This is a genomic window from Streptomyces sp. NPDC051133 (assembly GCF_040682635.1).
GTDB lineage: Bacteria > Actinomycetota > Actinomycetes > Streptomycetales > Streptomycetaceae > Streptomyces.
Genome location: NZ_JBFBBK010000002.1, coordinates 96,580 through 121,889, shown reverse-complemented (window position 1 = coordinate 121,889; position 25,310 = coordinate 96,580). Strand labels below are relative to the sequence as shown.

Below are 25,310 nucleotides of genomic sequence, written 5' to 3'. Positions count from 1 at the left end.
CCGGAGCAAGGACTGTGAGGTGGGACGTGCAACTGACCCCGCACGAGCAAGAGAGGCTGCTCATTCACGTGGCGGCCGACGTCGCCGAGAAGCGCAGGGCCCGCGGCCTCAGGCTCAACCACCCCGAAGCGGTCGCCCTCATCACGTCGCACGTCCTCGAGGGCGCGCGTGACGGCCGCACGGTCGCCGAACTGATGTCCTCCGGACGCAAGTTGCTGAGCCGGGACGACGTCATGGAGGGCGTCGCGGAGATGATCCACGACGTCCAGGTGGAAGCCACCTTTCCGGACGGCACCAAGCTCGTCACCGTGCACGAGCCGATCATCTGAGGGGCCGCGATGATTCCCGGAGAGATCCTGTTCGCGGACGGCCCCGTCCCCTTCAACGCCGGCCGCGAGGTCACCCGGCTGACCGTTCTCAACGCCGCCGACCGGCCCGTCCAGGTGGGCTCCCACTACCACTTCGCCGAGGCCAACCCCGGCCTGGAGTTCGACCGCGAAGCCGCCCGCGGCAAGCGGCTGAACGTCGCCGCGGGCACCGCCGTGCGCTTCGAGCCCGGCATCCCCGTCGACGTCGAGCTCGTGGCCCTCACCGGCGCCCGGATCGTGCCGGGCCTGCGCGGGGAGACCGGAGGTGCCCTCGATGCCTGAGATCTCCCGCGGCGCCTACGCGGACCTGTTCGGGCCCACCATCGGTGACCGCATCCGGCTCGCCGACACCGACCTGCTGATCGAGATCGAGGAGGACCGCTCCGGCGGCCCCGGCGCGTCCGGGGACGAGGCGGTCTTCGGCGGCGGCAAGGTCATCCGCGAGTCCATGGGGCAGTCCCGCGCCACCCGGGCCGAGGGCACCCCGGACACCGTGATCACCGGCGTGGTGATCGTCGACCACTGGGGCGTCGTCAAGGCCGACGTCGGCATCCGGGACGGCCGGATCACCGCGCTCGGCAAGGCCGGCAACCCCGACACCATGGACGGTGTCCACCCCGACCTGGTCATCGGCCCCGAGACCGAGATCATCGCGGGCAACGGGCGGATCCTCACGGCCGGCGCCATCGACGCGCACGTCCACTTCATCTGCCCGCAGGTCGCCGACGAGGCGCTGGCCTCCGGCATCACCACGCTGGTCGGCGGCGGCACCGGCCCCGCCGAGGGCTCCAAGGCCACCACCGTGACGCCCGGCCCCTGGCACCTCGCGCGGATGTTCGAGGCGATGGAGGCCTATCCCGTCAACGTCGGCTTCCTCGGCAAGGGCAACACCGTCTCGCACGAGGCGATGCTCTCGCAGATCCGCGGCGGCGCCGTCGGCCTGAAGCTGCACGAGGACTGGGGTTCCACCCCGGCCGTCATCGACGCCGCGCTGACCGTGGCGGACCGGACGGGCATCCAGGTGGCCATCCACACCGACACGCTGAACGAGGCCGGCTTCGTCGGCGACACCCTCGCCGCGATCGCGGGCCGGGGCATCCACTCGTACCACACCGAGGGCGCCGGCGGCGGGCACGCGCCCGACATCATGAGCGTGGTCTCGCAGCCGAACGTGCTGCCCAGCTCCACCAACCCGACCCGGCCCTTCACCGTCAACACGACCGAGGAACACCTCGACATGCTGATGGTGTGCCACCACCTCAACCCGGCCGTCCCCGAGGACCTCGCCTTCGCCGAGTCCCGGATCCGGCCGTCCACCATCGGCGCGGAGGACATCCTCCACGACCTCGGCGCGATCTCGATCATCTCCTCCGACTCCCAGGCCATGGGACGCGTCGGCGAAGTGATCCTGCGCACCTGGCAGACCGCCCACGTCATGAAGCGCCGACGGGGCGCGCTGCCGGGCGACGGCCGCGCGGACAACCACCGGGCCCGGCGCTACGTCGCCAAGTACACGATCAACCCGGCGCTCGCCCAGGGCCTCGCCGCCGAGATCGGCTCGGTCGAGTCCGGCAAGCTCGCCGACCTGGTGCTGTGGGAGCCCGCGTTCTTCGGGGTCAAGCCGCTGCTCGTGCTCAAGGGCGGCCAGATCGCCTACGCGCAGATGGGCGACGCCAACGCCTCCATCCCCACCCCACAGCCGATCCTGCCCCGCCCGATGTACGGCGCGATCGGCCGCGCCCCCGCCGCCAACTCGGTCAACTTCGTGGCCGGGGCGGCGCTCGACGACGGGCTGCCGGAGCGGCTGGGGCTCGGCAAGCGGTTCGTGGCGATCGAGTCGACGCGCGGCGTCACCAAGGCCGACCTGCGCGAGAACGACGCCCTGCCGGACGTACGGATCGACCCCGACAGCTTCGCCGTGCACATCGACGGCGAGCTGGTCGAGGCGACACCGGCCGCCGAACTTCCCATGGCCCAGCGCTACTTCCTCTTCTGATGGCGGCGTGATGTCACGAGCGGCACTTCTCGTCCTGGCCGACGGCCGCTTCCCCGCCGGAGGGCACGCGCACTCCGGCGGGGCGGAGGCCGCCGTCACGGCGGGCCGGATCACCTCCGCCGCGAGCCTGGAGGACTTCTGCCGGGGCCGGCTGCACACCGTCGGACTGGTCGCGGGCGCGCTCGCGGCAGCCGCCGTACTCGGCGTGGACCCCACGGAGCTGGACGCGGCGGCGGACGCCCGTACCCCCGCCCCGGCCCTGCGGGCGTCCGCGCGGCGGCTGGGGCGGCAACTGCTGCGGGCCGCGCGCGCGACCTGGCCGTCGGCCGAACTCGAAGCGCTGGCAGGGGCGTTCCCCAAGGGGGCGCACCAGCCGGTGGTGCTCGGGATCGCGGCGCGGACGGCCGGTCTCGGGCCCGAGGACGCGGCGTACTGCGCGGCGTACGAGAGCGTGAGCGGGCCCGCGAGCGCCACCGTGCGCCTGCTGAGCCTCGACCCGTTCGACGCGACCGGCGTGCTGGCCCGGCTGGCGCCGGAGCTGGACCGGGTCGCGGACGCGGCGGTGGGCGCGGCGCGCAGAGCGCTCGACGAGGGTGTGGACGCGCTGCCTGCGTCGTCCGGGCCCTTGCTGGAGATCGGCGCGCAGTGGCACGCGGCCTGGCCCGCGCGGCTGTTCGCGTCGTAGACACCGCCCCCGCCGTCCCTGCCCGTCCCACCCCCGAGGGCTTCGGCCCCGGGACCCCCGACCGGCCTGAACGGCCTCGGCCCCCGGCCCCGGACGGGCCGAGCGGACCAGGCCGGCCACCTAGGAGCCGTACATGCACCTCGACCACACCCACCACGGCGCCGCCGCCCTCAGCGCGGACGCCCACCGCCCCGACGGCAGCCGCCGCGCCCTGCGCATCGGGCTCGGCGGGCCCGTCGGATCCGGCAAGACCGCCACCGTCGCCGCGCTCTGCCGGGCCCTGCGCGAGGAGCTGTCCCTCGCCGTCGTCACCAACGACATCTACACCCGCGAGGACGCCGAGTTCCTGCTCCGGGAGGCCGTGCTGCCGCCTGAGCGGATCACGGCCGTCGAGACGGGCGCCTGCCCGCACACCGCGATCCGCGACGACATCTCCGCCAACCTCGAAGCCGTCGAGGACCTGGAGGAGGCGGTCGGACCGCTGGACCTGATCCTCGTCGAGTCCGGCGGCGACAACCTCACCGCCACCTTCTCCAAGGGGCTCGTGGACGCGCAGATCTTCGTCATCGACGTGGCCGGCGGTGACGACATCCCGCGCAAGGGCGGCCCCGGTGTCACCACCGCCGACCTCCTCGTCGTCAACAAGACCGACCTCGCCCCGTACGTCGGCTCCGACCTCGCCCGGATGGCCGCCGACGCCAAGGCGCAGCGGGCCGAACTCCCGGTGGTGCTGCAGTCGTTGCGCGGCGAGAGCGGTGTCGCCGACGTGGCCGCCTGGGTGCGCGGGCGGCTCGCCGCGTGGACGGCGTGACGGCCACCGGGGTCCGGGCGGACGCGCGGATCGTCGCCCGCGCCGACGGCCGGGGCGGTACGGCGCTGCCCGTGCTGGACGGCGAGGGCCCGCTGGCCCTGCGCCGCACCCGGTCGGCCGGCGCCGAGGCGAAGGTCATGGTGGTCGGCGCGATGAGCGGCCCCCTCGGCGGGGACCGCTTCACCCTCACCGCGCGGGTGGAGGAGGGCGCCCGGCTGCACGTCGGGTCGGCCGCCGCCACCCTCGCGCTGCCCGGCCAGGCAGGGGGCGAGGCCCGCTACGACGTGCGGCTCGACGTGGCCGACGGCGCCGAACTGCATTGGCTGCCGGAGCAGTTGATCTCCGCCAGGGGCAGCGACCTGTACGTCGCCACGCGGGCCGAACTCGGCGCCGGCGCCCGGCTCGTGCTGCGCGAGGAACAGGTGCTCGGGCGGGCCGGGGAGGAACCCGGGCGGCTCACCAGCCGGCTGACCGTCCGGGTCGCGGGCCGGACTGTGCTGGACCAGGAACTGGCCTGCGGGCCCGGCGCGCCGGGCGGCTGGGACGGCCCGGCGGTGCTGGCCGGGCATCGGGCGGTGGGTCAACTCGTCGTCGTGCGACCTGAGTTCGCAGAGCATCCGGTCGAGCCTCAGGTGGTGGACGAGTGCGCCGCCCTGACACCGCTGGCCGGTCCGGCGGTCCTGGTCGGCGCCGTGGCGCCGGACGCGCTGCGCCTGCGACGGGTCCTGGACCAGGCCTTGGCCCGGCTGGACCGGAACACGGGACGACACGTCGCGGCACGAACATGATCGTCCGGTTATCGGATTGGTAAAGATGGGCGGCGACCCCTGTTCCCAGGCGACTCACAGCCGAGAGGATCCCCGGACTGACCACTCGCAGCGATCCTGATGTAGGGGGAGGGGCCCACGTGAGGGAGAACAGACCGAAGAGCCGCCTTTTGGCGCTCGGTTCGGCCGGAGCGCTCGTCACCGCCACGCTGATCGCCGGTGCCGTCTCGGCGCCCGCGGCCGATGCCGCGGGCCGGCCGAGCCAGGACCGGGAGGCCAAGGGCGCCGAGATTGCCGCCGCCCGCGCGGCCGAGACCGGCATCGACTGGCAGGACTGCCCGGCCGACTGGGGGTTCGCCAAGCCCATCCAGTGCGGCTGGGTCAGCGTGCCCGTCGACTACGCACACCCGTACGGCAAGCAGATCAAGCTCGCCGTCGACCGCATCGGCAACACCGGCACCCAGAGCGAGCGTCAGGGCTCGCTCGTCTACAACCCGGGCGGCCCCGGCGGTTCGGGGCTGCGCTTCCCGACCCGGGTCACGAACAAGAACCCCGTCTGGGCGAACGTCGCCAAGGCCTACGACTTCATCGGCTTCGACCCGCGCGGCGTCGGTCACTCGGCGCCCATCTCCTGCGAGGACCCGCAGGAGTTCGTGAAGGCGCCGAAGGCGGACCCGGTGCCGGACACCGAGGCCGACAAGAGCGCGCAGCGCAAGCTGGCCCGCCAGTACGCGGACGGCTGCCTGGACCGCACCGGCCGGGCGATGCTCCAGCAGATGACCACGCCGAACACCGCGCGCGACCTGGACGTCATCCGCGCCGCGCTCGGCGAGAAGAAGCTGAACTACCTGGGCGTCTCCTACGGCACCTACCTCGGCGCCGTCTACGGCACCCTCTTCCCGGGCCACCTGCGCCGCATGATCGTGGACAGCGTGGTCAACCCCGCCCGCGACAACATCTGGTACCAGGCCAACCTGGGCCAGGACATCGCGTTCGAGGGCCGCTGGAAGGACTGGGAGGACTGGGTCGCCGCCAACGACGCCTCCTTCCACCTCGGCACCACCCGCGCGGCCGTCCAGGCCAAGTGGCTCGAACTGCGCGCCACCGCCAAGAAGAGCCCTCTCGGCGGGGTCGTCGGCCCGGCCGAGCTGATCTCCTTCTTCCAGAGCGCGCCGTACTACGACTCCTCGTGGGTGCCGGTCGCCACGGTGTTCAGCAAGTACGTCGCCGGTGACACCCAGGCGCTGGTCGACGCCGCCGCCCCGGACCTGTCGGACACCGCGGGCAACATCTCCTCGGAGAACGGCAACGCCGTCTACACCGCCGTCGAGTGCACCGACGCCAAGTGGCCCACCAGCTGGCACACGTGGGACCGGGACAACACCCGGCTCAACAAGGACTACCCGTTCATGACCTGGGCCAACGCCTGGATGAACCTGCCCTGCGCCACCTGGCCGGTCAAGCAGCAGAACCCGGTCGACGTCACGACCCACAAGGGCCTGCCCCAGGTGCTGATCGTGCAGTCCACCCGGGACGCCGCCACCCCGTACGAGGGCGCGGTCGAGCTGCACAAGCGCTTCCACGGCTCCCGTCTGATCACCGAGAAGGACGCGGGCTCGCACGGTGTGACCGGCCTGGTCAACCCGTGCATCAACCAGCGCGTGGACGCCTACCTGATCGACGGCAAGCTGGACGGCTCGGACGTGACCTGCACCCCGCACGCCACGCCCAAGCCGTAACCGTTCCGGTCTGACGAGGGGCGGCCGGAGCCTTCGGCCGCCCCTCGCTCATGCCGTGCGCCAGGCGTCCTCCGCCGTGTAGTCGAAGAGGTCGGGATACGCACGGGCGAGGAGCGGGAAGCACTCCCGCCACTTACGCCCGCCGAGCACACCGGTCAGCCACTCGACCGTCGCCGGCAGGCTCTCGGCGTAGGAAACCACCGGGCGGTAGCCCAACTCCCGCTCGGCGGCGGCCATGTCGAAGACGACCGGCAGCGGCACCGACCACGGAGTCTGTCCGACGGAGCCGGCGGGCGGACCGTCGAGGAGGGTCGTCCGCGTGCTGACCCCCATGGCCGCGTCGACCGCCGCGCCGATCTCCGCGACCGTCGGCGCCTCACCGTCACAGGCGTTCAGCACCCGGGAACCGGGCCGGGCCGCGGCCAGCCGGACCAGCTCGGCGATGTTCCGGGCGCTCGACGGATGGAACCGGCTCTCGCCCCGGTACGCCAGCACCCGTTCGCGCCGCCCGTCGAGATTCCGCTTCACGAAGTACAGCTCGCGGGGCAGCGGACTGTGCGGCCCGTGCACCGCGCCCGCCCGCAGCAGGGTCACCGGCAACTTCTCGCCCGCCGCGAGCAGTTCGCGCTCCAGAGCGGCCTTGCGCGTGCCGTACGACGTCTCGCCCGGAGCGGCCGTCGGCTGGGTCTCGGGGACGGGCACCGGATAGGCCGGGAAGCCGTCCGGTCCGCCCTGGGTGTCGAACCCACGTCCCCGGTCGTCCTCGTACACGGCCACGCTGGAGACGACGACCGCCGAGCCGACCCGGTCCGCCAGGGCCGTCAACTGCCGTGCGTGGGCGGCGTCGTAGGCCACCACGTCGAGCAGCAGGTCGCAGCCGTCGCCGACCAGCGCGGCCAGGGCCGCGTCGTCGGCGCGGTCCAGCCGGACCGTTCGTACCCCCTCGTCCCACGCTCCGTCGCGGCCGCCGCGCCGTGAGGCGGCCGTCACCCGCCAGCCGTCCCGCACCAGCGCCTCCACCGCCGGACGCCCGATCTGCCCCGTCGCCCCGATCACCACAGCCGTCTTCATACGGGAAGGCTAGGCGCGCCGGCGCGGTCCGCGATGCTCCTTCTGCCGACGGCAGAGGCTCAACCCAGCGGGGCGCGCGGGAACTTGCGCTCCTTCTTCGCCCCCGCCCCATCCGCCTTGACGACGGCCGCGTACTGGTCGACGTACTCCTGCTCCGACAAGGTCAGGATGGCGTACATGATCTCGTCGGTGACGGCCCGCAGGATCGCCTTCTCGTGCTCCATGCCGGCGTAGCGGGAGAAGTCGAGGGGCTTGCCGAACCGGATGGTGACGGGGTGGATCCTCGGGACCACCGTGCCGGGCGGCTGGGCCTCGAAGGTCCCGATCATGGCGCAGGGCACGACCGGGACGCCGGCCGTCAGCGCCATCACCGCGACACCCACCTTGCCCTTGTAGAGCCTGCCGTCGTGCGACCGCGTCCCTTCCGGGTAGATGCCGAGCAGCTCGTCCTTGCGCAACACCCCGAGGCCCTCCCGGATCGCGGCCTGGCCCGCCTCCTTGCCCGAGCGGTCCACCGGGATCTGACCGGCGCTGCGGAAGAAGAACGCGGTGAGCCGGCCCTTCAGCCCGGGCCCGGTGAAGTACTCGGCCTTGGCGAGGAAGGTGATGCGGCGCTTCAGTATCGCCGGCATCAGAAAGTGGTCCGAGAAGGAGAGGTGGTTGCCGGCGACGATGGCCGGGCCGTGTGCCGGCACGTTCTCCAGACCCTCGATCCGGGGCCGGAACACCAGCCGGAGCAGGGGTCCCAGCAGCACGTACTTGAGCAGGTAGTAGAACACGGCTCACTCCTCACTCGGCCGGCCACCCCGCCGGGCCGGCGTCTCCCCAGGGTCGGTGCAGGGACCACGGTTCGGCTCATGCGCGCCTGGGGTCATCTCTAGCCACGTTCGGCCGGAGTCATGCTGCCACTTCGCTCGGACGGGGACGGCCGATGTCCTGCCCCGCTTCCCGCCGCGGCCGTCATCCCGGCTCCCGTTCCCCGCTGGTGCGACCGGCCGCGACTGCATAGCGTGATCGCATGACCACAGAAACGGCCCGGCCCGCTCTCGACGACCGGCGGTGGAAAGCGCTGGGGGTCTGTCTGACCGCGGGCTTCATCTCGCTGCTCGACGTGTCGATCGTGAACGTGGCGCTGCCGTCCATGGAGCGCGGGCTCGGTGCCTCCGAAGCCACCCAGTCCTGGGTGGTGTCCGGGTACGCCCTCGCCTTCGGGCTCGCGCTGGCGCCGGCCGGGCGACTGGGTGACCTGCGTGGACGCCGCCAGGCGCTGTTGCTCGGCCTCGCCGTGTTCACGGCCGCGTCGGTGGGGTGCGGACTCGCGGCCGGCCCCACCTGGCTGGTGGCGTTCCGGTTGCTCCAGGGCGCGGCCGCCGGTGTGGTCGCCCCGCAGACCTCCGGGCTGATCCAGCAGATGTTCCAGGGCGCCGAACGGGCCCGGGCGTTCGGTTTCCACGGCAGCGTCGTCGCCGTGTCCACCGCGGTGGGTCCGCTCGCGGGCGGGCTGCTGATCCAGGCGTTCGGCACGGACGAGGGCTGGCGCTGGGTGTTCTTCGTCAACGTGCCCATCGGGGTGGCCGCCCTCGTCGCGGGACACCGGCTGCTGCCCCGCCTCCCGGTGCCGGGCGACAGACGGGAGAAGTTCGATCCGTTCGGCGTACTGCTCCTCGGCGCGGGCGTGCTCGCGTTGCTGCTTCCCCTGGTCCAGGAACAGCAGTGGCACGGGCGGGCGAAGTGGGCACTGCTCCCGGTGGGCGCGCTGCTGCTGGGGGCCTTCTGGGTGTGGGAGAGGATCCGGGGCCGCCAGGGCAAGGCGCCGCTGGTCGACCTCGGGCTCTTCTCCCTGCGCTCCTTCACCCTGGGCGCCCTGATCAGCCTCACGTTCTTCGGCGGCCTCACCACCCTCTTCTTCGTCCTGTCACTGTTCCTGCAGAACTCCGTGGCCTACAGCGCCCTCGCCGCCGGTGTGACGATCCTGCCCTTCGCGGTCGCCTCGGCGGTCGGCGCGGCCTTCGGCGGACGGCTGGTGATGAGCTACGGCCGCAGCCTGGTCGTCATCGGCCTGAGCGGGGTGGTTCTCGGACTGCTCGGCGTCGTGCTGGCCGTTGAACTGGTGCCCGGCGTGGGCGTGGGCTGGGCCATGGCGCTGCCACTGGTCGTCGCCGGGCTCGGGTCCGGTCTCACGGTCTCGCCCAACACGACCCTCACCCTCGTGCTCGTGCCGGTACGCCGGGCCGGTGCGGCCGGCGGGGTGATGCAGACCGGCCAGCGCATCGGCTCGGCCATGGGGATCGCCGTGGTCGGCGCCGTGTATTTCGCACACCTCGCCCACCACGGCCGTGCCACGACGGCCCTGCAGCTCGGGCTGCTCACCGCCGTGGCCATCATCCTCGTCGCGCTCGTCCTGGCCGTGGCCGATCTGCGGGAGCGCCGGGTGCGTCCGGGCCGCGACCATCTCTCGGCGACGCTGCGGCGGGGCGCGGGGGAGAGCGGGGCGGGCGAGAAGGCGGGCCACGGGGCCTGAGGCCGGGCCCGGTCCGGGGCGCGTCAGCCCTTCGAAGCGGCCGGGTCAGCCCTTCGAAGCGGTCGCGTCAGCCCTTCGAAGCGCCGGGCAGCCGGCGCGCGGCGAAAAGGGCCATGGAAATCTTCACCGCGGTCGAAATGGTCAAGGCCTGTAGGAAAGGCATTCCCATGAGCCACAGGGCCACCATCATGACCGTGAGGACCAGGAAAGCCGGAAGCAGATGGGCCTGCTTGACCGCGAAACGCGCCACACCCGTGAACGGCCGAGGCCGAACCGCCGTACCGACCGCGTCACCACGGATCTCTTCTTCGTCGGCGTGCGGCATTCTTCTTTCCTTCCCGCGGGCTCGTTTCCGCTAGCGAGCCTAGATACGGCCCGAGGGGGCTGCCACCGCTGCTACTCCGACGTCGTCCGTACGCGGCCGGTGATGTGAACCTTTACGCCCGTTGGGAGGCATGCGGGCGAGTGTCGCGCGGGTGTCCGCCGATTCGGTCCTACGTTCCGGACATGAAACGGAACCATGTTCGCCACGCCGCGTTCGTCGCCGTCCTTCTCGGTGCGGGCCCGGGTGCCTTCCCGGCCTCGGCGGTCTCCTTCCCGGCCTCGGCGGCCCCGCGGACCTTGACGGTGCACCCGGGCGAGTCGATCCAGAAGGCGGTGAATGCCGCCCGTGCCGGTGACACGGTCCTGGTGCGGGCCGGCACCTACCACGAGAGTGTCACGGTCAAGACCTCCGGTCTGACCCTGCGCGGCGTCGGTCCGCGCACCGTGATCGTGCCTCCCCTGAAGAAGGCCCTTTCCGCTCCCAAGGGCACGGTCGGCTGCGTGGAGGGCGGCAAGGGCATCTGCGTGGTCGGCCTCAGGAACAAGCCCGTCACGGGCGTGACCGTCTCCGACCTGAAGGTGACGGGCTTCTCCCGCGTCGGTGTGTGGTCCCTGGCCACCGACCGCCTGACCGTGCAGCGGGTGCGGGCCGAGCACAACGGCCAGTGGGGCATCTCGCAGGAGCACTCCACGCGCGGTGTGTTCAGGAACAACATCGCCCGCGACAACGGTGACGCCGGCCTGTACCTCGCCAACACGACGATGTCGGAGAAGGGGGCCACGGACAGCCGGGGCCTGGTCGTGGAGGGGAACGCGCTGGAGGGCAACCGGAACGGCCTGACGGTGCTGCGCCTGCGCAACCTCACGGTCCAGCGGAACTACCTGACCGGGAACTGCACCGGGATGATCGTGATCGGTGACGAGAACAAGCCCCGGGCCGGCGCGCTCACCGTGAGGGAGAACCACGTGCTGCGCAACAACAAGTATTGCGCCAAGACGGCCCGGCTGCCGTTCGTGCAGGGCTCCGGGATCGTCCTGTCCGGTGCGGAGAGCGTGTCGCTGACGCGCAACGTGGTCGCGGGCAACAGCGGCCGGTCGCCGCTGTCGGGCGGGGTCGTGCTGTTCAAGAGCATGGTGGGCGCGGCCAACGTCAAGAACCGCGTCGAAGGGAACTGGTTCACCGGCAACGCCCCGGCCGACCTGGTCGATCAGAACGCCCCGAAGAGCGGCAACCTCTTCCGCGGCAACTTCTGCCGGACCTCGGTCCCGGCCGGGCTGTGCTGAGCTGAGCCGGGCGGTGTCCCTTCGCGCCGCTCCCCGCGAGCGGTACGAGGGGACACCGCCGGCACACCGGCCGGTGCGGGCGGCCCGCGTGAGGGTCCCGGGCGCGCTCAGGCAGGGGCGAGCGCGGGCAGCAGACGCAGGGCGTTCCCGCGGTTGATGCGGCCGCGTTCCCGCTCGCCGAGCGCGGGGTCCCCGTCCAGGGCGGGGGTGGTCACCTCGGTGACCACGCGCGTGGGGGTGGGCGGCCAGTCGCTTCCGTAGAGGATCCGGGAGGAACCCGCGGCGGCCAGCAGCGTGGGGGTGGCCGAGGGGGACATGGGGGCGGCCGTGTCGTAGTAGAAGCGGTGCAGGTAGTCGCGGACGCGGCCGGGGTCGACGGCGGGGACGAGCTGGCGGCCGAAGACCTCGATCCGGCTCGCGATGTAGGGGAGGTACCCGCCGCCGTGCGGGAGGACGAAGGTCAGCCGCGGGAAGCGGTCCAGGGTGCCGTTCATGATCAGGCTCAGGGCGGCGCGGGTGGTGTCCATGAGGAAGTCGCACACGAACGGCGGTACGCCGTTCGGTGCGCCGGCGGAGTTCACCTGCATGGGGTGCGTGCTGATGACGGCGCCGCGTTCGTCCAGTTCCGCCATGATCGGGTCGAGTGCGGGGTCGCCCAGGAACGTGTCGCCCGCGCTGGTGCGTGCGCTGACGCCCACGGCCCCGAGCCGGTCCATTCCGTAGGAGACGGACCAGCGGGAGAGTTCGGCGTCGTCGAGGAAGACGGGCGTGAAGAAGGCGAAGCGGCCGGAGTGCCGGGTGGTCAGGGCGCCGGCGGCGTCGAGGGCGACACGCGTGCTCTCCTTGCGTGCCGCCGCCTCCTTGAAGCGTCCCAGCATCGCGACGGTGAGGACGCTGGTGCGCGTGCCGGTCCGGTCCATCAGGTCCAGGGCGGCGGTTTCGTCCCACCGGGTCCACGGCGGCAGGCTGTCACGGTGCGCGATGCCGTTCTTCTCGGCCCACGACACCCACTCGGGGGCGGTGTAGTGGTGGTGGACGTCTATTCGTTCGTGTGAGGCGTCGTCACCGCTCAGCGCGGTGCGGTGGCCTATGTCGCCCGGAGCTTGCAGATCGGTCGTCTCGGCGGCGTGCGGCATGGAAGGGCTCCCTAGGGTGGAAGGGTCCGGGGGCGTAAGAGAGCGGGAGAGCGGGATCAGCGGCTGAGGAGGCCTTCGAGGACGTGCGTCAGCACGGCCTCGGGGTTCGCGGGGAGGTCTGCGGAGCGCCAGGCGACGATGCCGTCGGGGCGGACGAGCACCGCACCCCGGGGAGTGACGCCGTGGACGGCGGCCCAGTCCGCGCCGGCGCCACCGCCGTCGGTGCCGTGGGCGGCCGTGGTGTCGAGGTCGAAGTCCGGGCCGGCGCCGACACGGTAGGACACCAGGGGGACGCCGAGCCCGGCCGCCGCGGCGAGGGCGGCCGACGGCCACGGCCCGTCCGGGAGTCCGGAGAGCAGGACGAAGCACCGTTCGTACAGATCCACGGTCGACTTGGTGTCCCCGTCGTGCACGACGGTCATGTGCGGGGCCCGGGTACCGGGGTCCGCCAGCAGGCGGAGTGTCTCCGGGATGATCGGCTCCGCGGTGTCCGCGCCGGACACGGCCGTGGAGAGGTAGCGGTAGCCGAGGGACACGGTCATCAGGTCCGCGCTCTGGCCCGGGCCCTGCGCGGCGGCGTAGCCGGGGTGCTCCTCGCGCGCCGCCTGCTCGATGGCCCGGGCGATCGTGGCGAGGGCGACCGGGCGCCGTTCGTCCTCGTAGGTGTCCAGCAGGCCCTCGCCCGCCCAGCCGCGCAGTACCGCGGTGATCTTCCAGGCCAGGTTGTGAGCGTCCTGGATGCCCGTGTTGGATCCGAACGCGCCGGTGGGGGGCATCTCGTGGGCCGAGTCACCGATGAGGAAGACGCGTCCCTGCCGGTAGCGGTCGGCGACCCGGTCCGCCGCGTGCCACGGGGCCCGCCCGGTGACCTCGACATCCAGGTCCCGTACGCCGGCGGCGGCCCTGATGTGGTCCGCGATGCGCGTGTCGGTGAAGTGCTCGAGCGTCTGGCCGCGCTCGGGGAACCACGGGATGTGGAAGACCCACTTCTCCTCGTTGTCGACGGGCAGCAGGACCCCGTCGCCCTCGGTCCCGTTCAGGTAGCAGACGAGGAAGCGCTGGTCGCCCACCACCTGGCGCAGGAGCTTGCTGCGGAAGGTGACGCTGACGTTGTGGAACAGGTCGCCCCCTCCGCTCTGTCCGATGCCCAGACGCTCGCGCACGGGGCTGCGCGGCCCGTCGGCCGCCAGGAGGTAGGCCGTGCGCATCGTGTACGTCCGGCCGCTCTCCCGTTCGCGCAGGTCGCACGTCACGCCGTCCCGGTCCTCCGCGAAGGAGACCAGCTCCGTACCGAAGCGCACGTCCCCGCCCAGTTCACGGGCGTGGGCCAGCAGGACCGGCTCCAGGTCGTTCTGGCTGCACGCGCACCGGACGGTGGAGCACACGTCCTTCTCGGGGGCTCCGCCGGTGAGCCGGGCCGAGAGCCATCTGCTCTGACCGCCCGACAGCCTGTCCGTCTGCATGATGCCGTGATTGCCGGACAGGTTGGCCGCGGCCTTTCTGATGTCCGGTTCCACGCCGGCGGTGCGGAACAACTCCATGGTCCGCATGTTGTTCCCCCGGCCCCGGGGGTGTTCGGACGTGGCGGCCCGGCGTTCGGCGACCGTATGGCTGACGCCCAGTCTTCCCAGGAACACCGACGCGGACAGTCCGACCAGCGAACCGCCCACGACCAATACCGGCACCATTTCTTCGTCGCGCCTGTCCACGGCCCGTCCTCCTCCAGTGACCCAGCGGTAGATCGGGCAGCGATTCGCATGCATGGCGGCCCTGGGGTCGAACCTGTCATACGCCCCCGGGGTCGGCAATCGAGCATTCCCCCGGACGGCGCACTCCTCTTTTCCGCGTCCGCGCCGTGCCGAAGAGGCAGGCCAGCGTCAGGGTGAATCGCGTTTTCCCGTCACGAGCGGCGTCAATGCATTCCTGCGTTCCGGCGTTCAGCCGACCGGTGCCACTGCGGGAAGAGAAGAAGGGCCGTCGATGACTCAGATGCAAGAGCAGGAGACCGCGGACGAGACAGCCCGGGCAGTGGACGCGGCGTCCCGCGGTTGCCCCGTGTACCGGTCCGATCCGCACCCCGTCTACCGGCATCTGCGTGAGCACGCGCCGGTGTGCCGTCTCACCCCGCCGCACGGTGTGGACTCGTATCTCGTCACGCGCTTCGAGGACGCGAAGGCGGCCCTGGCCGACCCGCGGATCAGCAAGGACATGTACGCGGCCATCGACGCCTACCGTTCCATCTTCGGCGACTCCTCCATCGCCCTGGACGACAACATGCTGTTCGCCGACCCGCCGAAGCACACGCGGCTGCGCCGGATCGTCAACCGCGCCTTCGTCCCCCGCCGCATCGAGGCCCTGCGCCCGCGGATCCAGGAGATCACCGACGCGCTGCTCGACACGTGCTCCACCCTGCGGCCCGTCGATCTGCTGTCGTCCTTCGCCTTCCCGCTGCCCCTGCAGGTGATCTGCGAGCTGATCGGTGTCCCCGAGGAGGAGCGGCAGGAGGTCCAGCAGTGGTGCAGCGTCGTCGCGCGGACCGGTTTCAGCAAGAAGGACAAGGACCGGCTGGCCGAGGCGGAGACCGCGCTCCGGGAGTACTTCGAGGTCCTGATCGCCCGTAAGCGGAAGGCCCCCGAGGACGACCTGCTGAGCGTCCTCATCCAGACCCGGGACGAGCAGGAGTCGCTGACGGACGGCGAGTTGCTGTCCACGCTGTGGGTGCTGCTGTTCGCCGGCCACAAGACGACCGCCTACCTCATCGGCAACGCCGTCTACACACTGCTCACGCATCCCGAGCAGCTCACGCGGGTGATCGACTCGCCCGAGCTGCTCCCGAACGCCATCGAGGAGATCATCCGCTTCGAGGGCTCGGTCGAGAACGCGACCTTCCGTCACGCGCTCGAGGACGTCACCATCGCGGGGACGCTCGTCCCCAAGGGCTCGCTGGTGCAGATCGCGGTCACCTCGGCCAACCGGGACGCCGCCGCGTTCGAGGACCCCGACACCTTCGACATCGCCCGGCCGGGCGTGCAGAGCAACCATCTGGGATTCGGTACGGGCCCGCACTACTGCCTCGGCGCACCGCTGGCGAGGATGGAGATGCAGATCGCCCTGGCCTCGCTCTTCCGCCGCTTCCCGAAGCTCACCCTGGCCGTGCCGGCCGACGAGGCCAAGTGGCTGACCGTGCCCTTCCCCGCGTTCCGCGGCCTGACCGAGCTGCCCGTCGCGCTGGACCCGTCCCGGGTTCTGGAGGACTGGGCCTCCGGGATCCCCGACATCGCGTGAGCCCACGGGCCTCGGCCCCCGGCCCCGGCCAGGCGCACTGCCGGTAGGCAGCAGCGCCGCCGGGGCCGGCGCGCGCCCGCACCCCGGAGCGTTACGCAGCCGCGACAGCACTCCCCGCCCAGGCTTCCCGGAATACCCCCTGGGGGTATAGCGTTGACGCCGGAGAGCCGATCGCGAAGGGGAGAGCGACGATGGACCACGCCGCGCAGGACCACGGGCACGACGCACCTCACGAGCACCGACACACACACCACAACGAGCACGCGCACCACCACGAACAGTCGGCCGGCACCTCCTGGCGCACGGCGGTCCAGGCCACACTGCACTGCCTCACCGGCTGCGCCATCGGGGAGGTCCTCGGCCTGGTCATCGGTACCGCCGCAGGACTGCACAACGGGGCCACCGTGGCCGTCTCCATCGCCCTGGCCTTCGTCTTCGGCTACGCCCTGACCATGCGCGGCGTCCTGCGCGCCGGCGTCCCCGTCCGTCAGGCGCTCAGGGTCGCCCTGGCCGCCGACACCGTGTCCATCGCGGTGATGGAGCTGATCGACAACACCGTCATGGTCGGCGTGCCCGGCGCCATGGACGCGGGCCTGTCCCAGTGGCTGTTCTGGGCGTCGCTGGTGCTGTCCCTGGTCCTGGCCTTCGTGCTGACCACCCCCGTGAACCGGTGGATGATCGGCCGCGGCAGGGGGCACGCGGTCGTGCACGCCTACCACTGAGCCCGCCCGGATGCACTCACCGCGCCCCTGGGCACCGGCCGCCCCCGGCCCCCGTACGATGGCCCCGATGCCCAGTACCGGACCGCACGCCGCGCCCCCGCCCCCACGGCGGTGGCGTGCGCTGCTCGTGCTGTCGGTGCTGGCGGGGCTGCTGGGCATGCACGCCCTGGCGCCCGGCGGGGGTATGGGCCACGCGGAGCACATGCGGTCCGCGCCCCGTGCCGTCGCGGTCTCCGCGCCGGACGACTGTGCGGGCGGCGACGGCCACTGCGGTGGCAGCCGGATGCACCACGCGGACCCCACCTGTGCCTCGGGCGCGGTGAACGGCGGCCCGCAGTTGCCCGCACTCGCCCCCGACCCCGTGGCCGCCCCGGTGTCCGCCCACTGCCCGCGCTCCCGCGCGGCCGCGGCGCCCGAGGGCGCACGAGCGCCGCCCTCGCTGGCCGAACTCCAACTCCTGCGGATCTAGAGGCCGCACCGGCCGCCCGCACCCGACGACGGTGCGGCGGCCGTGTCCACGCGTGCCCGAAAACACCTCAGAACACCAGGAGTTCCCGCATGACCACCCGTACCTCCCTGCGTCGTGCCGCCCTGGCCGCGGTCACCGCGACCGCCGCCCTCGTCCTCACGGCATGCGGCGCGAGCAGCGACGGCGGCGGCCACGCCGGCCCCGGCCACGACGCCTCCGCCACCCCCGGCGCCTCCGCCGGCGCCGGCCGCCACAACGCCCAGGACGTCGCCTTCGCACAGACCATGATCCCGCACCACCGGCAGGCCCTGGAGATGGCGAAGCTCGCCGCGGGCCGGGCCTCCTCGGACCGGGTGAAGGACCTCGCCGCCCGCATCGAGAAGGCACAGGACCCCGAGATCCGCACCATGACCGGCTGGCTGAAGGGCTGGGGCGAGCAGGTGCCCATGGCCGGCATGGACCACTCCGGCCGCTCGGGTCACGCCGGCATGGCCGGGATGGCCGGGATGGCCGGGACGTCCGGGATGATGAGCGACGATGACATGGCCGCACTGCGCAAGGCCGGCGGCAAGGACTTCGACACGAAGTTCCTGACCATGATGGTCCAGCACCACCAGGGCGCCGTCGACATGGCCGGCGCCGAGCGGAACAAGGGCGCCTACGGGCCCGCCAAGGCCATGGCGGGCGACATCGTCACCGGGCAGACCGCCGAGATCAAGGAGATGAAGAAGCTCCTCGGCGGCAGCTGACGCACAACGGCGGGGGCCGGTGCGTGGTGCACCGGCCCCCGCCTGCGTCCGCCGTCCGCTCAGGCCAGCACCTTCTCCAGCGCGGCCAGCGCGGAGCGCAGTTCCTCGGCGGTGATGGTCAGCGGCGGGGCCAGCCGGATCGTGGAGCCGTGGGTGTCCTTGACCAGGATCCCCTCCCGCATCAGCCGCTCGCTGATCTCGCGGCCGGTGCCGATCGCCGGGTCGATGTCCACGCCCGCCCACAGACCGCGCGAGCGGAAGCCGACCACGCCCCGGCCGGCCAGCTCCGTCAGTCCGTCCCGCAGGACGACCCCCAGCTCGGCGGCCCTCCGCTGGAACTCACCGGTCTCCAGCAGCTCGATCACCGCCGTGCCGACCGCCGCCGCGAGCGGGTTGCCGCCGAACGTCGAGCCGTGCTCGCCCGGGTGCAGCACCCCGAGCACCTCGCGCCGGCCCACCACCGCCGACACCGGCACGATGCCGCCGCCGAGGGCCTTGCCGAGCAGCAGCACGTCCGGCAGGACGTCCTCGTGCTCGACGGCGAGGGTGCGGCCGGTGCGGCCGAGGCCGGACTGGATCTCGTCCGCGATGAACAGGCAGCCCTTGCGGCGGGTCAGTTCACGGACGCCGGCGAGGTAGCCGTCGTCGGGGATGAGGACACCCGCCTCGCCCTGGATGGGCTCGATCAGCACCGCCGCCGTCGTCTCGTCGACCGCCGCCTCCAGCGCGGCCAGGTCGTTGTACGGCACGACGCGGAAACCCGGTGTGAACGGACCGAAGCCCGCCCGGGCCGTCTCGTCCGTGGAGAAGCTGACGATGGTCGTCGTACGGCCGTGGAAGTTGTCCGCCGCGACGACGATCGTCGCCCGGTCGGCGGGGACGCCCTTCACGTCGTAGGCCCACTTGCGGGCCACCTTGACGCCGCTCTCCACCGCCTCCGCGCCGGTGTTCATCGGCAGCACCATGTCCAGCCCGGTCAGCTGCGCGAGCCGCTCGGCGAACCCGGCGAGCCGGTCGTTGTGGAAGGCCCGCGAGGTGAGCGTCAGCAGGTCCAGCTGACGGTGCGCGGCCTCGATCAGCGCCGGGTGCCGGTGGCCGAAGTTCAGCGCCGAGTACCCGGCGAGCATGTCGAGGTAGCGGTTGCCCTCGACGTCCTCGACCCAGGTGCCCTCCGCCCGGGAGACGACCACCGGCAGCGGGTGGTAGTTGTGCGCGAGGACCGGCTCCTCGGCCCGGATCAGGTCGGCGGACGTACGGGAGCGCGCGGGTGCGGTCATCAGCGGATCTCCTGGGTGCAGCACTTGATGCCACCGCCGGCCTTGTGGAACTCGGACAGGTCGACGGGGACGGGGACGTAGCCGTGGTCGGCGAGACGGTCGGCGAGGGCCTCGGCGCGGGGCGCGATGAAGACGTTCCGGCCGTCGGAGACGGAGTTCAGGCCGAACGCCATCGCGTCCTCACGGGTGGCGAGCACCGCCTCCGGGTACAGCCGCCGCAGCACCTCCCGGCTGCCCGCCGAGAAGGCCTCGGGGTAGTAGCAGATGTTGTCGTCGTCGAGGACGAACAGGGCGGTGTCCAGGTGGTAGAAGTACGCGTCCACCAGGGTCAGGCCGATCACCGGGTGGCCGAGGAACTCCTGTGCCTCCCGGTGCGCCTCGCGGGTGGTGCGGAACCCGGTGCCGGCGAGCACGTACCGGCCCGTCCACACCAGGTCGCCCTCGCCCTCGGACACCGCTTCGGGGCGGTGGACGTCGTAGCCCGCCGCCTTGAACCAGGTGTCGTAGTGCAGCGACTCGGGGCGCCGCTCCGGTGCGTGGAAGAGGGAGCCGAAGACCCGGCCGCCGACCACGACGGCGGCGTTCGCGGCGAACACCATGTCGGGCAGGCCGGGCACCGGCTCGACCGCCTCGACGGTGTGCCCGTGGGTCCGGTAGGCGCCGATCAGGGCCTGCCACTGTTCATGGGCCAGGTCGACGTCGACGGGCCGGTCGGGATGCATCCAGGGGTTGATCGCGTACTGGACGGCGAAGTGTCTGGGTTCGCAGACGAGAAAGCGCCGGGAGCGCGGCACACGACGTTCGGACACAGAGGGTCTCCTCCGGTTTCCTGTGTGTCACTGGGGGGTGACACCACGGTAGGAAGGGAGGGATACGGACGACAAGAAAAGAAAGCTGCGCGGTGACGCAGCATCGCTGCGTTTTCTGCGGCCCCTGCGCACGGGTACTGCGCACTTTCCGGTCACTGGGGGGCCGGATGGGTGGCGCCCGCCTCCGGACTTTCCGGGAGGAGATGGGACAAAACCATCACGCTGATCGTCTTCCGGATGAACGGCTCGGTGCGGATCCGCTCCAGTACCTCCTCGAAGTGCCCCACGTCCCGCGCCCGCACGTGCAGCAGCGCGTCCGCGCCCCCGGTGACCGTCATGGCGGCCGTGATCTCCGGGTGGTTGCGGACCACCTCCGCCAGCCGCCGGGGCGGGGCGGCGCCCTCGCAGTACACCTCGACGTAGGCCTCCGTGCGCCAGCCCAGCGCCGAGGGCTCCACCGTCGCCGTGAAACCGGTGATCACGCCGGTCTCCCGCAGCCGGTCCACGCGCCGTTTGACCGCGGTGGCCGACAGCCCGATCACCGCACCGATCTCGGCGAAACTGGTCCTGGCGTTCGCCATCAGGGCGGTGATGATCTTGCGGTCGAGCTCGTCGAACGCCGGTGTCCTGCTGTTCATGCGGGCACTGTAATCAGCCCCGCGAGAGGCGGTCGTCCGCTACGACTGCGTGACGACCATGGCGAGCGTCAGCAGACCCAGCACCACCCATCCGAACCACAGCCAGCCGTTGCTGCCGAGCGCGACCGTGTAGGCGGTCACGACGACGAGACCGCCGACCGTGAGAGCCCCCATCGCCTTGGTGGAACCGTTCGTGGAACCGGGCATCGCGACACCCCTCCTCATGGTCCGTCCTCGCCCATGGTGCCCCGATTCCCGTCCGGAGGGGATACGGCGGACCGGCCCGTGCGGGGCCGCGGCCCGCGGGCGTTCAGCTCTCGCGCGCGTTCAGCGAGGCCAGGTAGGCGTTGTACGCCTCCAGCTCCTTGTCGCCGTCCCGGTCGGCGGCCCGGTCCTTGCGCCTGGCCTGCCGCTGCTCGGAGCCGTACCACTGGAACAGCAGCGCGATCAGCACCAGCACGGACGGGATCTCGCTGAACGCCCAGGCGATGCCGCCGGCCGCGTTCTGGTCCGACAGCGCGTCGATCCCGAGCGAGGCGGGCGGGTTCCTGAACGTCTCCACCATCGGCGTCGACGCCATCATCAGCGCGATGCCGAAGAACGCGTGGAACGGCATGCCCGCGAACAGCTCCAGCATCCGCATCAGGTACCCCGGCCGGTGCGGGCCCGGATCGACACCGATGATCGGCCAGAAGAAGACGACACCGACCGCGAGGAAGTGCACCATCATCGCGATGTGCCCGGCCCTCGACCCCATCAGGATGTCGAAGATGGAGGTGAAGTACAGCGCGTACAGGCTCGCGATGAACAGCGGGATCGTGAACGCCGGGTGGGTGACGACCCGCATGTACCGGCTGTGCAGGAGCGCCAGCAGCAGCTCGCGCGGACCCTTGCGGCCCCGGCCCGCCGCCGGCAGCGCGCGCAGCGCCAGCGTGACCGGGGCGCCGAGCAGGATGAGGATCGGCGACAGCATGCTGATCACCATGTGCTGCACCATGTGCACGCTGAACATGACCATGCCGTAGTCGTTCAGCCGGGTGCACATCATCAGGGCGACGGTCAGCACACCGACGACGTAGGAGACGGTCCGGCCCACCGGCCAGGCGTCCCCGCGCCGCCGCAGCCGCAGCACCCCCCAGCCGTACAGGGCCAGCCCGGCCACACAGGCGACGAGGAAGAAGGGGTCCGCCGACCACTGCAGCCCCCGCCCCAGCGTGAACGGCGGCAGATCCATCATCATGCCGTGCCCGCTGTGATCCATCCGGCGGCTCCTGATTCGTGGGGGTTGTGCGAGTTGTCCGCCCCAAGAGTAGAACCGCCCCCGGTCACGATCGTGACCGGGGGCGGGTTGTTCTCGGGTGGACCACGGGTGGGCTACAGCACGCACTCCGCCTCGTCGTACCGCTCCACGGGAACGGTCTTCAGGGTCTCCACGGCCTCCGCCAGCGACACCATCACGATGTCGGTGCCGCGCAGGGCGGTCATCCTTCCGAACTCACCCCGGTGCACGGCCTCCACCGCGTGCCACCCGAAGCGGGTCGCCAGCACCCGGTCGTAGGCGGTCGGCGTGCCACCCCGCTGGACGTGCCCGAGGATGACCGGCCGCGCCTCCTTGCCGAGCCGGTGCTCCAGCTCGACGGAGAGCTGCCGGGCGATCCCGGCGAACCGCTCGTGGCCGTAGATGTCCTTGCCGCCCTCGTCGAAGTCCATGGTGCCGGCCTTCGGCTTGGCGCCCTCGGCCGCGACGACGATCGCGAACCGCTTGCCCGCCTCGAACCGCTCGCCGACCTGCCTGGTCAACTCGTCGATGTCGAAGGGCCGTTCCGGTACGACGATGGCGTGGGCGCCGGCCGCCATGCCGGAGTGCAGCGCGATCCAGCCGGTGTGCCGGCCCATGACCTCCACGATCAGCACACGCTGGTGCGACTCGGCGGTGGTCTTCAGCCGGTCGAGCGCCTCGGTCGCCACGGTGACGGCCGTGTCGAAGCCGAAGGTGACGTCGGTGACAGCGATGTCGTTGTCGATGGTCTTGGGCACGCCCACGATGGGCAGGCCGTTGTCCGACAGCAGCCGGGCCGCCTTCAGCGTGCCCTCGCCGCCGATCGGGATGATCGCGTCCAGACCGAGTTCCGCGACATGGCCCCTGGCGCGCTCCACGCCGTCCCGCAGATGCTCCGGACGGACGCGGGAGGAGCCGAGGATGGTGCCGCCGCGGGCCAGGATGCCGCCCACGGCGTCGAGGTCGAGCTTGAGATAGTCGCACTCCAGGAGGCCCTTCCAGCCGTCCCGGAAGCCGATGACCTCGTCGCCGTGGTCGGCGACGGCACGGTGCACGACGGACCGGATGACGGCGTTCAGGCCGGGGCAGTCGCCGCCTGACGTGAGGACACCAATGCGCATAGCCCGAAATACCTTCTCAACGTGGGCCGGGAACCGGACCACGTCGTCCGGCGGATTCCCGGCCACCCTACCGGCGTGAGGGGGTGGCGCCGTAGCGGGCGTCCGCCTGCTGGACGCGCCCGCACATGTGAGCGGACGGCCCGTCAGGCGGGCCCGCGACGAGCCTGCCGGAGTGCGCTGAAGACTCCCTGACGTGCGTCTTAAGCAGGCTGCTGAGCAGCGGTGATGCGCTCGTTGCGGAGCGCGTCGTACCACCGGTCGTCGACCGGCGGCAGCGCGTTGACGTCGAGCGCCAGCTTCAGCAGCAGGTCGGCGATCAGCGGGTTGCGGGCGAGCACGGGGCCGTGCATGTACGTGCCGAACACGGTCCCGTTGTACGCGCCCTCGGTGCCGTCCCCGGTGCCGTTGCCCTTGCCGATCTTCACGCGGGCGAAGGGGCGGGCGGTCGGGCCGAGGTGGGTGACGCCCTGGTGGTTCTCGAAACCGGTCAGCTGGGGCAGGCCGAGCTGCGGGTCGATGTCGCCCAGCACGTCGCCGACGCACCGCTCGCCCTCGCCGCGCACCGAGACCACGTCGAGCAGGCCGAGGCCCGGCTCGCGCTGACCGAGGTCGTTGATGAACTCGTGGCCGAGGATCTGGTAGCCGGCGCAGACGGAGAAGACGATCGCGCCGTTCTGCACGGCCTGCTGCAGATGCCCGTCACGGCGCAGCCGCTCGGCCGCGAGCCGCTGCGGACGGTCCTCGCCGCCGCCGATCAGGTAGATGTCGCCGGAGGTCGGGATCGGCTGGTCGCTGCGCACGTCGAGCCGGGCCACGTCCAGGCCGCGCTGGCGGGCGCGGCGCTCCACGACGAGGGCGTTGCCCTGGTCGCCGTAGGTGCTCAGCAGGTCCGGGTAGATCCACACCAGCCGCAGTTGGTTGTCGCTCATGAGGTGATCGCCCTTCGAAGATCAGTTGCCGACGCGGCGGCGCAGGTCCTGGAACGCGGTGTAGTTCGCGATGACCTCGATCCGGCCGGGCGGGCACATCTGCACGGCCTGGTCGAGGTTCTCGCAGACCTGGAAGTGCTGGTTCGCGACCTCCAGGCGGACGGCGAGGTCCAGCTTGCGGTCGCCGATCACGAAGATCGGGTGGCCGGTCAGCCGGGTGTAGTCGACGTCCCACAGCCAGGAGGTGTCGGTGCCGTCGGCTCCGCGCGCGTTCACGGACAGGATCACCGGGGCGGGCGGCGGGTCGATCAGGGAGAACGTCTCCAGCCAGCCGGCCGGGTTCTTGGCCAGCAGCAGCCGCAGATCACGGTTCTCGAACTGCACGACGTCGTACCGTCCGGCCACGGCCTGGACCTGGTACATCCGCTCCAGGGCGACCTGCGGCGGCACTCCGAAGACGGCGGCGACGGCCGCGGAGCTGGCCGCGTTCGCCTTGTTGGCGCGGCCGGGCAGCTGCAGGTGGATCGGCCAGGCGGACCCGTGCGGGTCGAGGACGTGGTCGCCGGAGAGCGCCCAGGTCGGCGTGGGCCGCCGGAACCCGCACTCACCGCAGAACCAGTCGTCGCCGGGGCGCTGCATCACGCCACCGCAGGACGGGCAGGACCAGGCGTCGTCCTTCCACATCTGTCCCGCCGCGACCCAGATCACATTCGGGGAGGAGGAAGCGGCCCACACCACCAGCGGGTCGTCGCAGTTGGCGACGACGACGGCCTTCGACCCGGCGAGACCCTCGCGCCAGTTCTCGGCGAGCATCCGGGTCTCGGCGGCGCGGTCGAGCTGGTCGCGGGAGAGGTTGAGCAGGGCGATGCACTTCGGGTCGGTGTCCCGGGCCACCCCGGCCAGGTACTTCTCGTCGACCTCGATGACGCCGAACTTCGCTTCCGAGCCGCCCGCGAGCGCGGAGGTGATACCGGCCGGCATGTTGGCGCCGAGCGCGTTCGACACGACCGGGCCCGCGGCGCGCAGGGCCTCCGCGATGAGCCGGGTGGTCGTGGTCTTGCCGTTGGTGGCGGACACCAGGATGACGTCCAGGTTCTGGGCGAGCCGCCCGAGGAGATCGGGGTCCAGCCGCAGCGCGACGCGGCCACCGATCACCGACCCGCTGCCGCGTCCCGCGGCGCGCGATGCCGCAGCGACCGCCTTGCCCGCGGTCACGGCCAGCTTGGCCCGCGGCGAGAGCGGGTCCGAGTTGCCTGCCATCAGTTCTCGATCCTCCTTGCGTACGCGCCGCGCCTGGGGCCATCCGGCAGCGTGGTGTGGACCTGAAGCC

Annotated in this window: 26 protein-coding genes; 13 read left to right on the top strand and 13 right to left on the bottom strand. The window is 71.9% G+C overall.

From position 1 onward, the window contains the following. Positions 1–26: 26 nt before the first annotated feature. From AB0N17_RS02790 to AB0N17_RS02760, 7 genes are all read left to right on the top strand, one after another. The gene (locus tag AB0N17_RS02790) at positions 27–329 is read left to right on the top strand and encodes an urease subunit gamma (protein ID WP_366009269.1); all 303 of its coding nucleotides are present in this window, start codon (positions 27–29) and stop codon (positions 327–329) included. Positions 330–338: 9 nt separating this feature from the next. Then, positions 339–650: an urease subunit beta gene (locus tag AB0N17_RS02785; RefSeq protein WP_366009268.1), complete on the top strand. Its 312-nt coding sequence runs from the start codon at positions 339–341 to the stop codon at positions 648–650. Beyond that, positions 643–2,364: an urease subunit alpha gene (locus AB0N17_RS02780; RefSeq protein ID WP_366009267.1), complete on the top strand. Its 1,722-nt coding sequence runs from the start codon at positions 643–645 to the stop codon at positions 2,362–2,364. The genes AB0N17_RS02785 and AB0N17_RS02780 overlap by 8 nt, the downstream gene beginning before the upstream one ends. Positions 2,365–2,374: 10 nt before the next feature. Next, positions 2,375–3,049 carry an urease accessory UreF family protein gene (locus tag AB0N17_RS02775; RefSeq protein ID WP_366009574.1) on the top strand — a complete coding sequence of 225 codons (675 nt, stop codon included), beginning with the start codon at positions 2,375–2,377 and terminating at the stop codon, positions 3,047–3,049. Between the two features lie 133 nt (positions 3,050–3,182). After that, positions 3,183–3,860, top strand: a complete 678-nt coding sequence (ureG, locus tag AB0N17_RS02770; protein WP_366009266.1) for an urease accessory protein UreG — start codon at positions 3,183–3,185, stop codon at positions 3,858–3,860. Then, the gene (locus AB0N17_RS02765; protein ID WP_366009265.1) at positions 3,848–4,648 is read left to right on the top strand and encodes an urease accessory protein UreD; all 801 of its coding nucleotides are present in this window, start codon (positions 3,848–3,850) and stop codon (positions 4,646–4,648) included. Before ureG ends, AB0N17_RS02765 begins: the two co-directional genes overlap by 13 nt. A 119-nt stretch (positions 4,649–4,767) precedes the next feature. Further along, positions 4,768–6,366 (top strand): alpha/beta hydrolase, encoded by a 1,599-nt coding sequence (locus AB0N17_RS02760; protein ID WP_366009264.1) that lies wholly within the window; start codon positions 4,768–4,770, stop codon positions 6,364–6,366. 48 nt (positions 6,367–6,414) lie between these two features. Here AB0N17_RS02760 and AB0N17_RS02755 read toward each other — a convergent pair whose 3' ends face one another. Beyond that, entirely contained in the window at positions 6,415–7,425 is a 1,011-nt protein-coding gene (locus tag AB0N17_RS02755; RefSeq protein WP_366009573.1) for an NAD(P)-dependent oxidoreductase, read from the bottom strand. Between the two features lie 71 nt (positions 7,426–7,496). Further along, on the bottom strand, positions 7,497–8,216 hold the full coding sequence (locus tag AB0N17_RS02750) for a lysophospholipid acyltransferase family protein (protein ID WP_366009263.1): 720 nt from the start codon (positions 8,214–8,216) through the stop codon (positions 7,497–7,499). Positions 8,217–8,455: 239 nt separating this feature from the next. Between AB0N17_RS02750 and AB0N17_RS02745 the strand changes: the two genes are divergently transcribed. Further along, a complete protein-coding gene (locus AB0N17_RS02745; protein ID WP_366009262.1) occupies positions 8,456–9,958 on the top strand; it encodes an MFS transporter in 1,503 nt (500 codons plus the stop codon). Positions 9,959–10,025: 67 nt separating this feature from the next. Here AB0N17_RS02745 and AB0N17_RS02740 read toward each other — a convergent pair whose 3' ends face one another. Beyond that, a complete protein-coding gene (locus tag AB0N17_RS02740) occupies positions 10,026–10,283 on the bottom strand; it encodes a hypothetical protein (RefSeq protein WP_366009261.1) in 258 nt (85 codons plus the stop codon). A 182-nt stretch (positions 10,284–10,465) separates the two neighbouring features. Here AB0N17_RS02740 and AB0N17_RS02735 point away from each other — a divergent pair, with 182 nt between their 5' ends. Next, positions 10,466–11,566, top strand: coding sequence for a right-handed parallel beta-helix repeat-containing protein (locus AB0N17_RS02735; RefSeq protein ID WP_366009260.1), 1,101 nt, complete (start codon positions 10,466–10,468; stop codon positions 11,564–11,566). A gap of 107 nt (positions 11,567–11,673) precedes the next feature. On the opposite strand, the gene AB0N17_RS02730 is transcribed toward AB0N17_RS02735, so the two are convergent. Both AB0N17_RS02730 and AB0N17_RS02725 read right to left on the bottom strand, forming a co-directional pair. Continuing rightward, positions 11,674–12,702, bottom strand: coding sequence for an amidohydrolase family protein (locus AB0N17_RS02730; RefSeq protein ID WP_366009259.1), 1,029 nt, complete (start codon positions 12,700–12,702; stop codon positions 11,674–11,676). Between the two features lie 56 nt (positions 12,703–12,758). Then, positions 12,759–14,390 carry an FAD-dependent monooxygenase gene (locus AB0N17_RS02725; protein ID WP_366009572.1) on the bottom strand — a complete coding sequence of 544 codons (1,632 nt, stop codon included), beginning with the start codon at positions 14,388–14,390 and terminating at the stop codon, positions 12,759–12,761. Positions 14,391–14,682: 292 nt separating this feature from the next. On the opposite strand from AB0N17_RS02725, the gene AB0N17_RS02720 reads away from it, so the two are divergent. The 4 genes from AB0N17_RS02720 to AB0N17_RS02705 all read left to right on the top strand — a co-directional run bounded on the left by AB0N17_RS02720 (position 14,683) and on the right by AB0N17_RS02705 (position 17,927). Beyond that, positions 14,683–15,987 (top strand): cytochrome P450, encoded by a 1,305-nt coding sequence (locus tag AB0N17_RS02720; RefSeq protein ID WP_366009258.1) that lies wholly within the window; start codon positions 14,683–14,685, stop codon positions 15,985–15,987. A 191-nt stretch (positions 15,988–16,178) separates the two neighbouring features. Continuing rightward, the gene (locus AB0N17_RS02715) at positions 16,179–16,709 is read left to right on the top strand and encodes a DUF4396 domain-containing protein (RefSeq protein WP_366009257.1); all 531 of its coding nucleotides are present in this window, start codon (positions 16,179–16,181) and stop codon (positions 16,707–16,709) included. A 67-nt stretch (positions 16,710–16,776) separates the two neighbouring features. Beyond that, on the top strand, positions 16,777–17,178 hold the full coding sequence (locus tag AB0N17_RS02710) for a DUF6153 family protein (RefSeq protein WP_366009256.1): 402 nt from the start codon (positions 16,777–16,779) through the stop codon (positions 17,176–17,178). A gap of 89 nt (positions 17,179–17,267) precedes the next feature. Continuing rightward, positions 17,268–17,927, top strand: a complete 660-nt coding sequence (locus tag AB0N17_RS02705; RefSeq protein ID WP_366009255.1) for a DUF305 domain-containing protein — start codon at positions 17,268–17,270, stop codon at positions 17,925–17,927. Positions 17,928–17,986: 59 nt separating this feature from the next. Here the strand turns inward: AB0N17_RS02705 and rocD are convergent, their stop codons facing one another. The 8 genes from rocD to AB0N17_RS02665 all read right to left on the bottom strand — a co-directional run bounded on the left by rocD (position 17,987) and on the right by AB0N17_RS02665 (position 25,240). Next, positions 17,987–19,204: an ornithine--oxo-acid transaminase gene (gene rocD, locus AB0N17_RS02700; RefSeq protein ID WP_366009254.1), complete on the bottom strand. Its 1,218-nt coding sequence runs from the start codon at positions 19,202–19,204 to the stop codon at positions 17,987–17,989. Then, entirely contained in the window at positions 19,204–20,013 is an 810-nt protein-coding gene (gene ddaH / locus AB0N17_RS02695; protein ID WP_366009253.1) for a dimethylargininase, read from the bottom strand. The genes rocD and ddaH overlap by 1 nt, the downstream gene beginning before the upstream one ends. Before the next feature lie 152 nt (positions 20,014–20,165). Then, a complete protein-coding gene (locus AB0N17_RS02690) occupies positions 20,166–20,651 on the bottom strand; it encodes an Lrp/AsnC family transcriptional regulator (RefSeq protein WP_366009252.1) in 486 nt (161 codons plus the stop codon). Between the two features lie 39 nt (positions 20,652–20,690). Further along, complete coding sequence (locus tag AB0N17_RS02685; protein WP_107093214.1) at positions 20,691–20,858, bottom strand: hypothetical protein; 168 nt, start codon at positions 20,856–20,858, stop codon at positions 20,691–20,693. Positions 20,859–20,961: 103 nt separating this feature from the next. Next, the gene (locus AB0N17_RS02680; RefSeq protein ID WP_366009251.1) at positions 20,962–21,912 is read right to left on the bottom strand and encodes a cytochrome c oxidase assembly protein; all 951 of its coding nucleotides are present in this window, start codon (positions 21,910–21,912) and stop codon (positions 20,962–20,964) included. A gap of 113 nt (positions 21,913–22,025) precedes the next feature. Continuing rightward, the gene (locus AB0N17_RS02675) at positions 22,026–23,051 is read right to left on the bottom strand and encodes a 6-phosphofructokinase (RefSeq protein ID WP_366009250.1); all 1,026 of its coding nucleotides are present in this window, start codon (positions 23,049–23,051) and stop codon (positions 22,026–22,028) included. Positions 23,052–23,251: 200 nt separating this feature from the next. Continuing rightward, complete coding sequence (locus AB0N17_RS02670) at positions 23,252–23,980, bottom strand: glutamine amidotransferase (protein ID WP_366009249.1); 729 nt, start codon at positions 23,978–23,980, stop codon at positions 23,252–23,254. Positions 23,981–24,001: 21 nt separating this feature from the next. Then, entirely contained in the window at positions 24,002–25,240 is a 1,239-nt protein-coding gene (locus tag AB0N17_RS02665; RefSeq protein WP_366009248.1) for a MurT ligase domain-containing protein, read from the bottom strand. Between the last annotated feature and the right edge of the window lie 70 nt (positions 25,241–25,310).

What these genes read in the sequence shown, in the direction of transcription:
- AB0N17_RS02785 (WP_366009268.1), top strand. Translation starts at nt 339, where the DNA reads ATGATTCCCGGAGAGATCCTGTTCGCGGACGGCCCCGTCCCCTTCAAC.
- AB0N17_RS02780 (WP_366009267.1), top strand. Translation starts at nt 643, where the DNA reads ATGCCTGAGATCTCCCGCGGCGCCTACGCGGACCTGTTCGGGCCCACC.
- AB0N17_RS02775 (WP_366009574.1), top strand. Translation starts at nt 2,375, where the DNA reads ATGTCACGAGCGGCACTTCTCGTCCTGGCCGACGGCCGCTTCCCCGCC.
- ureG (WP_366009266.1), top strand. Translation starts at nt 3,183, where the DNA reads ATGCACCTCGACCACACCCACCACGGCGCCGCCGCCCTCAGCGCGGAC.
- AB0N17_RS02745 (WP_366009262.1), top strand. Translation starts at nt 8,456, where the DNA reads ATGACCACAGAAACGGCCCGGCCCGCTCTCGACGACCGGCGGTGGAAA.
- AB0N17_RS02740 (WP_366009261.1), bottom strand. Translation starts at nt 10,283, where the DNA reads ATGCCGCACGCCGACGAAGAAGAGATCCGTGGTGACGCGGTCGGTACG.
- AB0N17_RS02735 (WP_366009260.1), top strand. Translation starts at nt 10,466, where the DNA reads ATGAAACGGAACCATGTTCGCCACGCCGCGTTCGTCGCCGTCCTTCTC.
- AB0N17_RS02730 (WP_366009259.1), bottom strand. Translation starts at nt 12,702, where the DNA reads ATGCCGCACGCCGCCGAGACGACCGATCTGCAAGCTCCGGGCGACATA.
- AB0N17_RS02725 (WP_366009572.1), bottom strand. Translation starts at nt 14,390, where the DNA reads ATGGTGCCGGTATTGGTCGTGGGCGGTTCGCTGGTCGGACTGTCCGCG.
- AB0N17_RS02720 (WP_366009258.1), top strand. Translation starts at nt 14,683, where the DNA reads ATGACTCAGATGCAAGAGCAGGAGACCGCGGACGAGACAGCCCGGGCA.
- AB0N17_RS02715 (WP_366009257.1), top strand. Translation starts at nt 16,179, where the DNA reads ATGGACCACGCCGCGCAGGACCACGGGCACGACGCACCTCACGAGCAC.
- AB0N17_RS02710 (WP_366009256.1), top strand. Translation starts at nt 16,777, where the DNA reads ATGCCCAGTACCGGACCGCACGCCGCGCCCCCGCCCCCACGGCGGTGG.
- AB0N17_RS02705 (WP_366009255.1), top strand. Translation starts at nt 17,268, where the DNA reads ATGACCACCCGTACCTCCCTGCGTCGTGCCGCCCTGGCCGCGGTCACC.
- rocD (WP_366009254.1), bottom strand. Translation starts at nt 19,204, where the DNA reads ATGACCGCACCCGCGCGCTCCCGTACGTCCGCCGACCTGATCCGGGCC.
- AB0N17_RS02690 (WP_366009252.1), bottom strand. Translation starts at nt 20,651, where the DNA reads ATGAACAGCAGGACACCGGCGTTCGACGAGCTCGACCGCAAGATCATC.
- AB0N17_RS02685 (WP_107093214.1), bottom strand. Translation starts at nt 20,858, where the DNA reads ATGCCCGGTTCCACGAACGGTTCCACCAAGGCGATGGGGGCTCTCACG.
- AB0N17_RS02680 (WP_366009251.1), bottom strand. Translation starts at nt 21,912, where the DNA reads ATGGATCACAGCGGGCACGGCATGATGATGGATCTGCCGCCGTTCACG.
- AB0N17_RS02675 (WP_366009250.1), bottom strand. Translation starts at nt 23,051, where the DNA reads ATGCGCATTGGTGTCCTCACGTCAGGCGGCGACTGCCCCGGCCTGAAC.
- AB0N17_RS02670 (WP_366009249.1), bottom strand. Translation starts at nt 23,980, where the DNA reads ATGAGCGACAACCAACTGCGGCTGGTGTGGATCTACCCGGACCTGCTG.
- AB0N17_RS02665 (WP_366009248.1), bottom strand. Translation starts at nt 25,240, where the DNA reads ATGGCAGGCAACTCGGACCCGCTCTCGCCGCGGGCCAAGCTGGCCGTG.